The 15,614-nt window shown below is 52.1% G+C and carries 9 protein-coding genes; 7 read left to right on the top strand and 2 right to left on the bottom strand.

Going from position 1 to position 15,614, the window contains the following annotated elements; genetic code table 11:
• Positions 1-129: 129 nt before the first annotated feature.
• The 4 genes from K7P01_RS02150 (at position 130) to K7P01_RS02135 (ending at position 7,592) form a co-directional block, all read left to right on the top strand.
• On the top strand, positions 130-2,604 hold the full coding sequence (locus K7P01_RS02150) for a carboxylesterase family protein (protein WP_267289351.1): 2,475 nt from the start codon (positions 130-132) through the stop codon (positions 2,602-2,604).
• A gap of 4 nt (positions 2,605-2,608) precedes the next feature.
• Positions 2,609-4,042, top strand: a complete 1,434-nt coding sequence (locus K7P01_RS02145; protein WP_317987600.1) for an alpha-L-fucosidase — start codon at positions 2,609-2,611, stop codon at positions 4,040-4,042.
• Positions 4,043-4,214: 172 nt separating this feature from the next.
• Entirely contained in the window at positions 4,215-4,805 is a 591-nt protein-coding gene (locus tag K7P01_RS02140; protein ID WP_267292350.1) for an RNA polymerase sigma factor, read from the top strand.
• 162 nt (positions 4,806-4,967) lie between these two features.
• Positions 4,968-7,592: a glycoside hydrolase family 2 protein gene (locus K7P01_RS02135; protein WP_267289349.1), complete on the top strand. Its 2,625-nt coding sequence runs from the start codon at positions 4,968-4,970 to the stop codon at positions 7,590-7,592.
• Positions 7,593-7,865: 273 nt separating this feature from the next.
• Here the strand turns inward: K7P01_RS02135 and K7P01_RS02130 are convergent, their stop codons facing one another.
• Both K7P01_RS02130 and K7P01_RS02125 read right to left on the bottom strand, forming a co-directional pair.
• Positions 7,866-9,218 carry a sensor histidine kinase gene (locus tag K7P01_RS02130; RefSeq protein ID WP_267289347.1) on the bottom strand — a complete coding sequence of 451 codons (1,353 nt, stop codon included), beginning with the start codon at positions 9,216-9,218 and terminating at the stop codon, positions 7,866-7,868.
• A 52-nt stretch (positions 9,219-9,270) separates the two neighbouring features.
• Positions 9,271-10,662 carry a sigma-54-dependent transcriptional regulator gene (locus tag K7P01_RS02125; protein ID WP_267289345.1) on the bottom strand — a complete coding sequence of 464 codons (1,392 nt, stop codon included), beginning with the start codon at positions 10,660-10,662 and terminating at the stop codon, positions 9,271-9,273.
• A gap of 309 nt (positions 10,663-10,971) precedes the next feature.
• Here K7P01_RS02125 and K7P01_RS02120 point away from each other — a divergent pair, with 309 nt between their 5' ends.
• The 3 genes from K7P01_RS02120 (at position 10,972) to K7P01_RS02110 (ending at position 15,590) form a co-directional block, all read left to right on the top strand.
• Positions 10,972-12,219 carry an efflux RND transporter periplasmic adaptor subunit gene (locus K7P01_RS02120; RefSeq protein WP_267289343.1) on the top strand — a complete coding sequence of 416 codons (1,248 nt, stop codon included), beginning with the start codon at positions 10,972-10,974 and terminating at the stop codon, positions 12,217-12,219.
• 105 nt (positions 12,220-12,324) lie between these two features.
• Positions 12,325-13,014: an ABC transporter ATP-binding protein gene (locus tag K7P01_RS02115; protein WP_254084882.1), complete on the top strand. Its 690-nt coding sequence runs from the start codon at positions 12,325-12,327 to the stop codon at positions 13,012-13,014.
• A gap of 200 nt (positions 13,015-13,214) precedes the next feature.
• Positions 13,215-15,590, top strand: a complete 2,376-nt coding sequence (locus K7P01_RS02110; RefSeq protein WP_267289339.1) for an ABC transporter permease — start codon at positions 13,215-13,217, stop codon at positions 15,588-15,590.
• Positions 15,591-15,614: the final 24 nt, after the last annotated feature.

Below are 15,614 nucleotides of genomic sequence, written 5' to 3'. Positions count from 1 at the left end.
TAAAGCTCTCCATAATTTTATTGGCAACTTTGTGTTAGATTGGCTCACACACTTCGTTTGCTAGGAGATCATCTGCCGCAAGCTTGCGGTCGTGTATCGTGTAAAACCTACTGTACCTGGTCCATCTTGATGAAAAAACGACTACTTGTCATCTGTTTATGCCTATGCGTGGCAATAGCCCACGCACAAACCCCAGCCGAATACACCTTCCGTGAAGGATTGGCAGCAGACTCGCTGCATCGCTACGGTCGCGAAGCGTTGGTAACCGATCAACTGACACACGCCTGGGTTACCGGACATTTCACAACCCCCGCTGCCACTGACAAAAACATCGAGTGGACACCGATTAAAGCCGACAGCGCCGGACTTTTTAAAGGTCGCGCCATCGTGAACGGTTATTTGTATTTAACGTACGATGCCACCGCTGAACAAACAGCACTGCTACACGTGTCCGGGCACAATATGCTCTTCTTCAACGGCGAGCCGCACGCCGGCGATATATACCGGCTGGGGTGGTTATATGTACCGGTGAAGCTTAAGAAGGGTAAGAACGAATTGCTGATCCGTTGCTCATCGTGGGCCGTGCGCCAGGGTGTATCCGCACGCCTGCTATTTCAGGAGAAAGCCGTGATCCTGCGCACAGACGATGCAACGCTGCCACACATTGTGGTTGGTCAATCCACGGGGCACCTATGGGGCGCTGTTGTAGCCGTGAATGCGTCTGATAACACACTTACCGACCTGCACATCACGGCAACGCTCGAAGGTAAAGAAGTAACCACGCAGCTACCGGCGCTGACACCGTGGAGCATCCGCAAAGTAGGTTTTCGCATAGACCCGGCGGCCGTTCGCGCGAAAGGTCCATACACGTGCACACTGACGATACGGCCGGGCGCTACCGGCCGCGCGCTGGATACGCAAGAGATCAAGATCGATGCAATGCAACCGCAGGATCATTATAGCAAGACCTTCGTCAGTGACATCGACGGCAGCATTCAATACTATAGCGTCACACCACAGCTGGGAGCAAGCACAACTGCGCCGGCATTGTTCTTTTCAGTGCATGGGGCCAGTGTAGAGGCGATCAGCCAGGCGCGGGCATACCGTTCCAAAGATTGGGGTGTGCTGGTAGCACCGACCAACCGTCGCCCGCGCGGCTTTAACTGGGAAGACTGGGGCCGCCTCGACGCGCTGGAAGTACTGGCACAGGCAAAGCAGCAATTTAAGCCCGACCCCAAACGCATTTACCTCACCGGCCACTCCATGGGCGGACACGGCACCTGGTACCTCGGCGCCACGTATCCGGGCAACTGGGCGGCTATTGCTCCTTGTGCCGGATATCCTACGTTGACGGGCTATGGCTCAGCCGACGGTAAGATTCCGACCGAAAGTCGTTCCGCTGCCGAGAAGATGTTGCTGCGCGCCAGCAACCCCAGCGATGTCATTGCCCTCGCCGGCAATTACAAAGGTCTGGGTATATACATTCACCACGGCGACAGCGACAAAGTCGTTTCCGTTGACTACGCCCGTCAGATGCGCCGCCTGCTCGGCGACTTCCACAAAGACTTCAGCTACTATGAATACCCCGGCGGAAGCCACTGGTTTGGCAATGAAAGCGTCGATTGGAATCCCATCTTTGAATACTTCAAATGGCACACGATTCAGCCAGACAGCGCTGTCGATAAACTGGAATTCACAACAGCGAACCCTGCCATCTCTCACTACTATCGCTGGGTGTCCATCGCACAGCAACAACATGTTCTGGGCTATAGCAAAGTAGACCTTGCCCGCGACAAGAAAAAGAAAACCATCACTGGTACGACGGCTAATGTTTCCATCGCGGGTCTTTCCCTGGCCGTGTTCAATACGGGCGATGTAGTCACCATAACGCTGGACGGACAACCTGCGATCTCTTATACCAAAACGGGTGCCGAGTGGGTATACCTCACACGATCCGGCAATGCCTGGCAGGTGTCGGCTAAACCCGATGCGAAGCAAAAAGGGGTGACGCGCAACGGCACCTTCAAAGAGCCATTCAAAAACCGCATGGTGTTTGTGTATAGCACAAAAGGTACAGCGGCCGAGAACGCCTGGTCATATGCCAAAGCACGCTACGATGCGGAAGTATGGTACTACCGTGGCAACGGCGCTGTAGACATCGTCGCCGATCAGGCTTTCCAACCGGCGAAATATCCGGATCGTGGTGTTATTCTCTATGGCAATGCAACGACCAATGCAGCCTGGAACAAACTGCTGAAAAACTGTCCCATTATCCTAACGCGTAATCTTGTCACCATCGATGGCCAGCAATACCGCGGTGATCACTACGGTGCATACTTTATGTGGCCTCGTGCTGACAGCGATGTAGCCTCAGTAGCGGTGATCGGCGGTACGGGTCTGCCGGGTATGTCGGCTACCGAGCCCAACCAATATTTTGCCGGGGGCAGCGGTTTCCCAGACTACACGATCTTGTCTACAGAGATGTTGAAGAGCGGCGCGGCGGGCGTCCTGTCGACCGGATACTATAGCAACGATTGGCGCATAGAGACGGGCGAGCGTACTACAAAGAACGTCAATACCAACACCGATACACCAAAAAAATAATAACATGATGAGACGTCTGATACTGCTGGGACTGGTCGCGTGCATGGCGGCCTTGACCGTACACGGCCAGGACAACCTGCACCGTCAGTCAACTGTCTATGAATGGCCTGCCGACACCCAGGTTCGGCAGAAGCTGGAACACTGGCGCGACCAGAAGTTCGGCATGATCATTCACTGGGGGCTATACGCTGTACCCGGCATCATTGAATCGTGGGAGCTCTGCTCGGAAGATTGGATCTCACGCGATAGCACGATCACCTACGATGCATATAAACAGTGGTACTGGGGGTTAAAGAAGGATTTTAATCCCACACAGTTCAACCCCGACCAGTGGGCACAAGCGGCCAAGGACGCCGGCATGCGCTACGTGGTATTCACCACCAAACACCACGATGGGTTCAACATGTTCGATACGAAACAGACCGACTTTAAGATCACCAACGGTCCCTTCGCAAACCATCCGAAAGCAAACGTAGCGAAGTATGTATTTGAGTCGTTCCGGAAGCAAGGTTTTATGATCGGTGCATATTACTCCAAGCCTGACTGGCACTCGGAGTATTTCTGGTGGCCGCGATATGCAACACCCGATCGCAACGTAAACTACGACATCCGGAAGAACCCCTGGCGGTGGAACAAGTTCAAACAGTTTGCCTACAATCAGGTCAACGAACTGATGCACGACTACGGTTCCATCGACATCTTGTGGCTCGACGGTGGCTGGGTACGGCCGCTGGAAACCGTAAATGACGAAGTGCGTGCGTGGGGCGCGGCAATCCCGCCGTGGAGCCAGGAAATTGATATACCCCGCATCGCGACCATGGCGCGGGCCGCACAACCCGGCCTGCTGATCGTCGATCGCACGGTACATGGGCCCTATGAGAATTATCAGACGCCTGAGCAACATATACCCGCTACCAGGCTCGACCATCCGTGGGAGAGCTGCATCACGCTGGGCGGTGCCTGGGGCCATGTTCCCAACGACCAGTATAAATCAGCAGCCAAAGTCATTCATACCCTTGTAGAAGTGGTAGCCAAAGGAGGAAGTCTTTTACTCGGTGTAGGCCCGACCCCCGAAGGGACGCTGCGGCAAGAACAGATCGACCGCTTGAAAGATATCGGTGCCTGGTTAACCCGCAATGGTGCGGCGATCTACGACACCCGCCCGGCAGTGTATTATCAATCAGACAAAACATTCTTCACAACCAACACCACCGGAAAACTATTTGCCATTTCCTGTCTTTCCGAAGGCACGCCCATGCCGCGCACGGTATCCTGGAAAGGAAATGTACCCCGCAAAGGTACACGCATGACGTTGCTCAGCTCCGGTACCACCGTAAAATGGTCGGTACAGGGCGACATTGTAACGGTGTCAATACCGACGTCTGTTGCCAAAAGCTACACGCCGGCGCTGACCTTTGCCTACGACGCGGACAAGTAGTCGACCCCTCAAGTGTCACTTTCCACCCTTTCAACCGTGATTTACAACGGTTGTAATGGCTCCTTTTGCCTTTTCCCAAAAACTTGCAATTTTATTTCGTAGTACGGTCAAAAAGTTCGATTTTTAAGTCCGTTTGCGTACACGGAGCAACTTTCTGATATACTTGAGAAGGGTGGAAGAGGGCATTTTGAACGACCATAGACGACGGCACAACCAATCCCGGGGGGTCAATGCCCTGCAGGCGGGGGAGGCTACGCTATGGGAGCATTTTAAGCAGGGGGACGAGGGAGCTTACGCGTTGATCTATCGGAGGTATTTTTTCGACCTTTATCAATACGGTAAAAAAATATCGGACGATCAGGACCTGATCAAAGACTGCATTCAGGATTTGTTTGTCAAACTGTGGCACAACCGCGAGAACCTGAATCAGACGACCTCGGTCAAATATTATTTATTCACCTCGCTCAAACATAAGATCCTCGATGTTCTGAAATCAGCCGCCATTCGCTACAAGGCGGCGGAAGATCCACTCGAGCTCGATATGGCCGACGAAAACGCCGGCGATGAGGTATACGACGATCAACGCGAGGATATGCTGCGTGCGCTCAATACCCTGTCACATCATCAACAACAGCTGCTGCACCTGAAATTTAACAAGCAACGTACCAACCAGGAGATTGCTGCCGAACTGGGTATCACGATCCAATCGGTGTACAATGCCGTATTTAAGGCCCTGCGCTCACTCCGAAAACAATTGCATTAGAGACAGGGATAATTATTTTCATTTTTTGGTATTAGGAATAGACGATTCACGCGTCTGGGTTAAAGTGCTGGTGTTCTGCCAGTGCTGGATTAGGTTTGGGATCCTCTCTACCTTCACCTCGAAAAGGGTGGAGGTGAGAGGATTTTTTTAAATTCGTATCGTATGAAATTCCCATCTGTTTTCTTCCTCCTTCTTTTGGTTTTCTGTGCCCCGGCGGCAAATGCACAACGTCTTTACGAACTGGACAAGGCCTGGAAAGCCCGGCGAGCGAGTGAAGTACAGGAAGACGGCACAGCCCTGTCGCGCGCGGCCGGTAATCTAACGGGCTGGATACCGGCACGTGTACCCGGCACTGTACTGACCACCCTGTTGGAAAACGGCCTTGTGCCCGACCCGTTCTACGGCATGAACAACGAACGTATCCCCGACATCTATAAAACCGGCAACGCGCACTATACCTATTGGTTTGTAAACGACTTTACCTATCCGGCCCTCGCCGCCGGCGATCAGGCCTGGTTGCACCTGCGCGGTGTAAACTATCGCTGCGATGTATTTCTCAACGGAGAGAAACTGAATGCCAAACCGCACAACGGCATGTTCCTGCGTCAGGTATATAATATTACAAAAGCACTCCGCCCCGGCGGTGCCAACCGCCTGGCGGTGATTGTACACCCGGCCGATGTAGCGGGCAATCCCAATGGTGGACAAGGCGGCGACGGTACCATTGCAAAAAATGTAGCACACCAATATGTAGCGGGGTGGGACTGGATTCAACCTATCCGCGACCGGAACACCGGCATCTGGGATAAAGTATGGATCGAACAAACTAAGTCAGTCAACATTAAAAATCCGCACGTGGTAACACACGTGCCCGGTAAACGCTTCCCGGAAGGCAACCAGGCACCTGCGCTGATTAACGTTTCTGCTGAGTTGGAGAATCCTACCGCGGCAAAAGTAAAAGGTATGCTCACCTATACGCTCGAGGGCCAGACAGTATCGCAGGTCGTAACAGTGGCTCCACAGCAAACGCTAACCGTCACCCTACCGGTATTGACACTCGGCAACCCGAAGCTCTGGTGGCCCAACGGCTACGGAGCCCAGCACCTGTACACGTCGTCGCTGCAATTCACCGAGCAAGGCAAAGATGTATCCGACGAAGAAAAGATTACGGTCGGTGTGCGGGAAGTGCGTACAGCCTGGAATACCCATACCCGCAGCCGCGAGGCATCGGTAAACGGACAGAAGATCTTTATTAAGGGCGGCAACTGGATCATTTCCGACGCCATGCTCCGTTTCTCGGATGCACGGTATGATGCCGAAATCCGATTCCACCGCGACATGAACCTGAACCTCATTCGTGTGTGGGGTGGCGCGTTGATCGAGCGCCCGGAGTTCTTTGCAGCCTGCGATCGCTATGGTCTGCTCGTCATGCAAGACTTCTGGATGTCGGGGGATTGCAATGGCCGCTGGCTTGACCCCATGAAAACCGAAGACCAATGGACCCGCCGGAACTATCCCGACGACCACAAATTGTTCATTGCCTCTGCCGAAGACCAGATCAAGATGGTGCGCAACCACCCATCACTCGCCATGTGGTGTGGTGGCAATGAGATCACCCCGCCGGCCGACATCCTGAGCGCCCTGCGTGACGACCTGCTGCCACGCCTGGATGGCACACGTTGGTTTGCTGAATATTCCAACACCGACAGCATGTCCTATAACAGCATCGGTGGTAATGGCGACGGCCCTTACGGCATTCAGAACATCCGTACCTTCTGGGAAGACCGCACCTTCCCCTTCAACTCCGAAGTAGGATCGGTAGGGGTAGGCGACGCGGTCTCACTGGAGCGTTTTCTGCCGGAAGCAAACCGCGTAGCGCCCGATGATCCCAACCGGCGCATCGACTCCGTATGGCAATACCACAAATACATCGGCTATGATTCTTCTGTATACCGCTACGGCAAACCGAAAGACATGGTGGACTTCGCCAACAAAGCGCAACTCGTAAACTACGACCAATACCGCGCCCTGATGGAAGGCTTCAGCGCACACATGTGGGATTGGTACACCGGCACGATCATCTGGAAAACACAAAACCCCTGGACCGCGCTGCGTGGCCAGATGTACGACTACTACCTCGATCCCAACGCGTGTCTCTATGGCTTACGCAAAGGCAGCGAGCCGCTGCACGTGATGTGTAACCCGGTAACGGGCATGGTGATGATAGCGAACAATACCTTCGCGGCCTACAACGATCTGATGCTGGTGGTGAAAGCATACGACGCGGCCGGCAAAGAACGTCTGATCACGCAAGTGTTTGTCAGTGTCGAGCCTACCGATGCAAAGAAGTATCTTTCGGTAAAGGGTTATCTGAATCAACCGGGTCAACCGAAGGACGTATTCCTGTCGTTGCAGTTGTTGGATGTGAAAAAGAATGTGGTCAGCGAGAACTTATACTGGATGCCGGATGCTAAAGGATCATATCCGGGATTGAATCAACTGGCCGCCGCGCCGGTAAAAACAACCGTCAAGCGCCTGGGTGCCGGGCAGGTGTCGGTAACGTTGAAGAATCCTGCTGGTAGCGCAGTGGCGTTCTTTAATCGCGTGTCGTTGATTGATTCGAATACGAAGAAACGGCTGCTGCCGGTGTTTTATAGCGACAACTATGTTTCTGTTGTACCCGGGGAGGAGAGGACTATAGTGCTTGACTATACACCGGGCAATGCGCCTGTCGCGGTTACGGTTAGTGGATGGAATGTTTCTGAGCAGATTATTTCGGTAAAGTAGAAACTGTTTGGTAAGTTCAGGGCATAATTAAACAGTTGAAACACGTGAGCAGTAAAAAAGGACAAGTATTTCCATTCGCAATCATAGCAGTCGTTTTAGGATGGACCCTATTTAAACAATTTGATTTTGAGAATTTAAAATTCGAAAAGCCAGCATTGGCAATTGTCTATATATTGACCTTTATAATGTCTGTTTACTTTCTTGTTAAGAACAGTAAAGGAAAATAACAGCCCCAACATCGGTTTGATAGTATGGCGGCTGATGTGTCCTGGATTAAAACTTCAGCGTAAAGATTGTTTGTACGTCCGGTTCGGACTCGGCGGTGATTGAGCCGTTGTGCATTTGCATGATCTGGCGCGATAAGCTCAGGCCGATGCCCGAGCCGGTACGCTTGGTGGTGTAGAATGGCACAAAGATGCGCTCCAACGCTTCCGGGATGATACCCGCGCCGTTGTCGATCACGTCGATCTTGATGGCATTCTCATTGTAATATCCTTTCAGGCTCAGCCGGGGATTTTCGGTTTCGCTCAGCGCTTCGATCGCGTTCTTGAGCAGGTTGATCAATACCTGCTCGATCATTTCCACGTCGGCCTGGATAGTGAGGTATTCCGAGTCGCAGCTACATTCGAACTGTATCTGCGTTTTTCGAAGCTCGGTTTTCATGAGCTGCGATACGTGGTCGAGCAATTCTCGTAGTCGTACCGTGACCAGCTTCGGTTTCGGCAGCGCAGTATATTCGCGGTAAGCGTCGATGAATTTGATCAGGCCCTTGCTGCGGTTAGCGATCGTGCTCAATCCTTCACGCAGGTCGTCAGCACCTTCTTCGTTTAGTACATAGTGACCGTCGCGCGCTTCCATTTCGTGATCGAGTATATCGCTCAGGGTAGAGGTGAGCGACGAGATGGGCGTAATGGAATTCATAATCTCGTGGCGTAGTACCTTTGTCAGGTTTTGCCAGGCTTCGAGCTCTTGCTTTTGTAACTCAGGCTGGATGTTTTGCAACGTGACCAGCTTGATGTCTGTGCCGCGAATGCGCAGCTCGGTGGCCTGCACGGTGAGGTAAAGTTCGTTGCTGCCTTTGTATAGCTCGCTTTTGCCGGACTCTGCGCTGTGGATAGCGTGGTAGAGCCCCGGGTTAATATCGATCAGCTCGCGCAGGTTCTTAATGTTGGTAATGCCCAGAAACTTCTTCGCATTGGCATTGACAAGTTGCACATTGCCCTCGGTGTCGAACGAAAGGATACCCGTACGCACTTGCTGTACAACCGTGTTGAGATACTGCCAGTGCTCTTCTTTCTCGGACCGTGCCTTGCGAAAGGCTTCCAGCACTTCGTTGAAGGCCAGGTTCAGGTCTTTAAAGCTTTTACCCAGTTTATTATCGGAAGCAAACCCCGAGATAAAGTCCGAGTAACGCACCGATTCCAGAAAGCGCGTAAGCTTCCGGTTGGTTTGGCTGACAAACCGAAAGATCTCCACAAGCTGCAACACGATGATCAGCGCCATGAGCATGGCGGCAAACAGCATATTGGGGCGTACGACCATGAACATAAACAAGCCCATGGTGCAACCCAGTAAGATGACCCGTAAGATGACGCGGGTGCGGAAATCTTTAAATCCTAAGTTCAAAGTGTGCGGTTCAGCATTCCAACATTCAATGCGAAGGTAGTGGATTTGCCGATTACAAACCGTATTTCTCTAAGCGGCGGTATAACGATGACCGCGTCAGGCCCAGTTCGGTGGCCGCCTGGGTAATGTTGCCGTTGTATTTCTTCAGCACCTTGCGGATCAGCAGTTTTTCGACCTCCTCCAGGTTGTATTGCTCCAGGCTCAGCTGGCTATCTTCCTTGCCGCCACCCCCACCATTGGAGGAGAAGTTAAAATCTTCGGGTTGAAGCACACTGCTGTTGCTTAGAATGACTGCCCGCTCGATAGAATGTTGCAGCTCGCGGATGTTGCCCGGCCAGTGATGTTTGTGCATGCGCGTCATGGCGGCCTCGCTGATCTTGGTCAGACTCTTTTCGTACTTGGCCGCGTAGTGCTTCAGGAAATGGTTTGCCAGCAGGGGAATGTCTTCAAAACGATCGCGGAGCGAAGGCACTTCGACTTCGATGGTATTGATGCGGTACAGTAAGTCCTGGCGGAAGCGGTTTTCCTTTACCATTTCGTACAGGGGCATGTTGGTGGCGCAGATCAGGCGTATGTTGATGGGCGTTTCCTTATTGGAGCCCACACGGCTCACCTTTCGGTTTTGCAGCACTGTCAGGAGTTTGGCCTGTAGCGGCATAGACAGGTTGCCGATCTCGTCCAGGAACAAGGTGCCGTTGTTGGCCAGCTCAAAGCGGCCGGCACGATCTTCTTTGGCATCCGTAAAGGAGCCCTTCTTATGACCGAACAGCTCGCTTTCAAACAGCGTCTCGGTAATAGAGCCGAGGTCTACCGCCACAAAATTCTCGTGTTGTCGTGCCGAGTTCCGGTGGATGGCGCGGGCCATCACTTCTTTCCCCGTACCGTTTTCACCGAGGATCAAAACGTTCGCATCCGTACGCGCGACCCGGTCGATGGTTTGGAAGATCTTCTGCATGGCCGAGCTCTGGCCAATGATCTCGCTGAAGCGGTCATTGATCTCCTGGTTGATTTCCTGGTTTTTAAACTTGAGCGTTTCAATCACGTCGCGCGATTCACGCAGCCGCATGGCCGAAAATAGCGTGGCCAGCAGCTTTTCATTTTCCCATGGCTTTAGTACAAAGTCGGTCGCTCCGGCTTTGATGGCTTTCACCGCCATCTGGATGTCACCATATGCCGTGATCAGCACGACAACAGACGACGGGTCGATCTGCAGGATGCGTTCCAGCCAATAATAGCCTTCGCTGCCGCTGCTCACGTCCTTGGTAAAGTTCATATCCAGCAAGATCACGTCATAATCTTCGTTGCCCATCAGCGCGGGAATCGCTTCCGGGTTCTTTTCAATGTCAACCTGTGCGAACTGCCGCTTGAGGTACATTTTTGCTGCCTTTAAAAGGTCTTCGTTGTCGTCAACGATCAGAATCTTTCCGTGTTTATTTTCAGCCATGGTGCGAATAACAAGTTGGTTTAAGTCTACCCTTTTGCACAGCGATAACGGCCGGGCGAGGACGGTGACGTCCGGGAACGAACAAAGGCTGTACCGGAATTGGTACAGCCTCCAAATGCGCCAAAAACGTGCTTCTGGGCCTTTTTGGTAATTATCCGGACGTTCGGAACCGGACACACCCGTTCACATGTGAACGTGAATATCGCGTAAACTACCTGGAAAACGGGTTAATTTGGGTTTCTGGCGCTTGGCACGCTTGTTGGCTTTAGGCAGATAACGTTGCCTACGGGCAGCCTTAACTGAACCAGCATGGATAAAAAGATTGTCAAGAAAAAATGGACGTTGAAACGCATCGCGACTTATGGTGGCATCGCTGTGTTCGTACTGTTCATTGGGTACCAGTTCATTTTTGCAGACCGACGCTCGCGTGTGAAGGTGGAAAAAGATAAGATCACGATCTCGAGCGTACAACGGGGTGTGTTCCAGGAGTTCATTCCGCAAACCGGTACCGTAGAGCCGAGCCGCACCGTATATCTCGATGCAGTCGAAGGCGGGACCATCAAACGTGTGGTGGCCGAAAGTGGTGCCATGCTGAAAGCCGGCGACGTAATCCTCGAGCTGAGCAACCTGAACACCGAGTTGTCGGTATTAGGACAGGAGGCACAGCTGAGCGAAAGTATCAACCGTAACCGCGATACCCGCCTGGGCATTACCCGAAACGACCTGGAGCAACGCCAGACGCTGGCATTGATTGATAATATGCTGGCGGTGCTGGAGCCCCAGTACAGACGTGAAAAACAGCTGTTTGAGAAAAAGTTGATCTCGAAGCAGGCATTTGAAAAAACAGAGGCCGACTACCGGTACAATATCGAGCGCCGTCGCATTACCTATGAGGTATACCGGTCCGACTCCGTAGACCGGATTCGCCAGCTGCGGGAGATCAAGATTGCGGAGAACCGCATGAGTCAAAATCTGGAAGGTGTAGGTAAGATCCTGGATAACCTGGTGATCCGCGCCCCCATCGACGGCCAACTGTCGCGGCCGCAGCTCGATGCGGGTCAGAACGTAACACCAGGTCAACGCCTGGGCCAGGTCGACATCCTGGGAAGCTACAAGGTACGGGTGCCCATCGACGAATTGTACCTGCCCCGTATTATGACCGGGCTGAAGGCCACTACTTCCTTTAACAACAAGGATTACGCCCTGGAGATCACGTACGTGTATCCGGGTGTGACGGCCGGCCGGTTTGAAGTAGACATGCACTTTACCGGCGACACGCCTCCGGGCATTCGCCGCGGCCAGTCCCTGCGTCTGCGCATCGAGCTGGGCCAGTCATCCGAACAGCTGCTGCTGCCGGTGGGTGGATTCTACAAAGATACCGGTGGCAACTGGGTATTCGTGCTCGACGGCGAGGATCAGGCCGTACGCCGCGACATCAAGCTGGGGCGCAAGAATACCGAGAATTACGAGGTGCTGGAGGGGTTGAAGCCGGGGGACAGGGTAATTACCTCGTCGTACGAGAACTTTGGCGACAACGAAGTGCTGTTACTGAACTAACAAATAAGCGTAACCATTAAAAAAAATTGAAGTATACATGCAACAGCATGCAACCTATACAGTCAATTCTCCATCTTACAATATAATCCTGAAAATCTCCTAGCCATGATTAAACTCAAGAACCTTGAAAAAGTTTACACCACAGAAGAAGTGGAAACTACCGCGTTGAACAGCATTAACCTGGAAATCAAAGAGGGCGAATTCGTTGCCATCATGGGCCCTTCCGGTTGTGGAAAATCGACGTTGCTCAACATCCTCGGTCTGCTGGACAATCCTTCCGGCGGGGAGTATCATTTTGGCGAGCACGAAGTGGCCAGGTATTCTGAACGCCAGCGTGCGCAGCTTCGCAAAGGTTCGATCGGTTTTGTGTTCCAGAGCTTCAACCTGATCGACGAGCTGACCGTATTCGAAAACGTAGAGTTGCCGCTGTTGTACATGAAGGTGCCGTCGTCTGAACGCAAACAGCGTGTAGAAGAAGTGCTGGAGCGTATGAACATTATGCACCGCCGCAACCACTTCCCGCAACAACTGTCGGGTGGTCAACAGCAGCGTGTGGCTATTTCCCGCGCGATTGTGGCAAAACCCAGAGTAATCCTCGCCGATGAGCCGACCGGTAACCTGGACTCGGCCAACGGCGAAGAAGTAATGAAACTGTTGTCACAGCTGAACGAAGAAGGAACAACGATCGTAATGGTGACTCACTCGCCGTACGACGCGAACTATGCACACCGCATCATCAACCTGTTCGACGGTAAAGTCGTAACAGAGAACATCAAAGAGCACTTCCATATCTAATGGATAACATACCATAGCACTGCCCCACCGGGGCGGTGCTATTATTTACCTGCCGACATAAACATGTGGTTAGGATCGTTATGCCTATCGTGCAGCAGGAGAGGGGGCATGCAGGCAAGTATATTTTTGCCACGGCATGCAACTCCCGACAGGGAGCGGGAGTCTTAGAAAAGCAAATACCGTAAAACACCCCACCATATATGATAAAAAATTATCTGCTCATCACCCTGCGGAGCATGATGAAGAACAAGTTCTTTATCTTCATCAACATCTTTGGACTGGCCATCGGCATAGCCTGTAGCATTGTCGCTTATTTTAATTGGGAGTACGATCATACATTTAATAAAAACCATGTAAACGCGGGCGAGATTTACCGTGTTAGCCCCCTTCGGAAGTTTGACGGGACGACAGAGCTCCATACCGTCGTTAACATTCCATTGGCCAGTGCCATTCGACAAAATATGCCGGATGTAGATCAGGTAACGCGTCTTAACCGCTCGTGGACAAATTTTAAAGTCGACGACAACCTCTTTCCGGGCCGGGTCCGTTACGTCGATCCCGAGTTCTTCAATATGTTCTCCTTTGATTTTATCTATGGTCGGGCCGATGTCCTGAAAGATAAATCGACAGTGCTGATCAGCGAAGAGATGGCTAAAACGCTTTTTGGTAGCGCAGATGTCGTGGGGCGTCAACTTACCCAGGTGGTGCGGGAGCAGCTGAAAGAATTTACAGTAGGGGGCGTGTTTCGGGATCAGCCGGACAACTCCAGCTTTCAAGCGCAGTCGTACATGCATTACGACAATTACTTTGATGATGCAAACGAAGTAACAGAGAACGACTGGCATCATAACACGGTGCTGTTCGTACAGATCAAAGACCCTTCTCGAGTTGGTGTTGTACGTCAGCAGCTGCAACCCTACCGGGAAAACAACAACAAGGTGCGCGAAGATTTTCAAGTCACAGAATATGTGCTTGATCCTTTTGTAGGCATGGCGCAACGCGATGTGCAAAATGAGCGGTGGGCCGACACGCTCCAAAATTCCAACTCCCCCGCGGCAGTCGTTACACCCTCGATCATGGCGGTGTTGATCCTGCTGATCGCTTGCTTCAACATGACCAATACATCGATCGCGATATCTTCGCGCCGGCTGAAAGAGATTGGCATTCGCAAAGTGATGGGTAGCATGCGCGCCCAGCTGATCCTCCAGTTTATTGGCGAGACCCTTTTCATTTGCTTCCTGGCGCTGATCATCGGCATGTTACTGGGGGAGGTGCTGTTATCGGCCTGGAACTCGCTGTGGGTGGAAATGAAGCTCACGTCGCATTATCTCGACGCACCGGGCTTTCTAATCTTTATGATCGGCGTTCTGTTCTTTACCGGCCTGCTGTCAGGCAGTTACCCCGCCTTTTACATCAGTAGCTTTGAGCCCGTCGGCATCCTGAAGGGAAAGCAGAAGTTTGGCGGGACAAATTACTTTACCCGCATACTGCTGTGTCTGCAATATGCCATTTCGCTACTGGCCATCATCGGTTCTTTTGCCTTTTATGAAAACTCCCGCTATCAACGCGACTTCGACCTCGGCTTTGATCAGCAAGGTGTCATGATCGTATACGTAAGCAACGGACAGGAATACGAGACGTTTCATCATGCCATCGTACGAAACAAAGATATTCTGGCCGTGGCCGGTTCCAAGCACAGTGTTTTCTCTTCGCGCTACAGAGACCCTGTAAAACATGAGTCACGTGAGCACGACGTCGACATCATCGACGTCGGCGACGGCTACCTGCAAGCCATGGGACTGACACTCCTGGAAGGACGTGACTTTCAGAAAGACTCCGAGACCGATCGCCGCGAGTCGGTCATCATTACCGAAGAATTTGCTAAGGTCTTTTCCTGGGACAAACCGCTGGGCAAAACAATACTTTGGCATGACACCGTGAAGTTATACGTCGTGGGCGTTGCTAAAAACGTCTACACGGACGGGCTTTGGGATAAAGCGCAGCCGATGATGATCCGCTACACGGCTCCCGAAAACTATACACACGTGATCGTCAGTGCCCCAGTGGAGAAGCTGATCGCCGTCAACGCATCGATGGAACAGGAATGGAAACAGATATTTCCAAACCGCCTATATACCGGACGCTACCTGAACGAGGAAATGAAAGAGTCGTTAACGGTAAATGACAACATCGTCAAAATGTTTGCCTTCCTCGGCCTCGTGGCCATGGGGCTTTCGGTGACAGGGCTTTTTACCCTGGTGTCATTGAACATCATTCGCAAAATGAAGGAGATCGGCGTACGCAAAGTGCTCGGTGCTTCGATCGGCAACATCGCACGTATTATCAATACCGAGTTTATCATTATTCTGCTGATAGCGTCGGTGGCGGGGTGTCTGATGGGGGCGTTTCTCGTCGACATGCTCATGTCAAGCATTTGGAAATATTACCTGCCTGCAGGTTCGTATACATTCTTTATTTCTGTCATACTCATGTTTATGCTGTCGACTTTGGCCATTGGCTACAAAGTATTCAGTGCTGCATCCATGAACCCTGTGTCGACACTGCGTGATGAATAAAAAAGACAACGCATTCGGTAACAT

It is taken from the genome of Parachryseolinea silvisoli, assembly GCF_021190955.1.
GTDB lineage: Bacteria > Bacteroidota > Bacteroidia > Cytophagales > Cyclobacteriaceae > Ohtaekwangia > Ohtaekwangia silvisoli.
This window is presented reverse-complemented; position numbering and strand designations above follow the sequence as displayed.

Coding starts and splice junctions, on each gene's coding strand:
- K7P01_RS02150 (WP_267289351.1), top strand. CDS start 130: ATGAAAAAACGACTACTTGTCATCTGTTTATGCCTATGCGTGGCAATA.
- K7P01_RS02120 (WP_267289343.1), top strand. CDS start 10,972: ATGGATAAAAAGATTGTCAAGAAAAAATGGACGTTGAAACGCATCGCG.
- K7P01_RS02115 (WP_254084882.1), top strand. CDS start 12,325: ATGATTAAACTCAAGAACCTTGAAAAAGTTTACACCACAGAAGAAGTG.
- K7P01_RS02110 (WP_267289339.1), top strand. CDS start 13,215: ATGATAAAAAATTATCTGCTCATCACCCTGCGGAGCATGATGAAGAAC.
- K7P01_RS02135 (WP_267289349.1), top strand. CDS start 4,968: ATGAAATTCCCATCTGTTTTCTTCCTCCTTCTTTTGGTTTTCTGTGCC.
- K7P01_RS02145 (WP_317987600.1), top strand. CDS start 2,609: ATGATGAGACGTCTGATACTGCTGGGACTGGTCGCGTGCATGGCGGCC.
- K7P01_RS02125 (WP_267289345.1), bottom strand. CDS start 10,662: ATGGCTGAAAATAAACACGGAAAGATTCTGATCGTTGACGACAACGAA.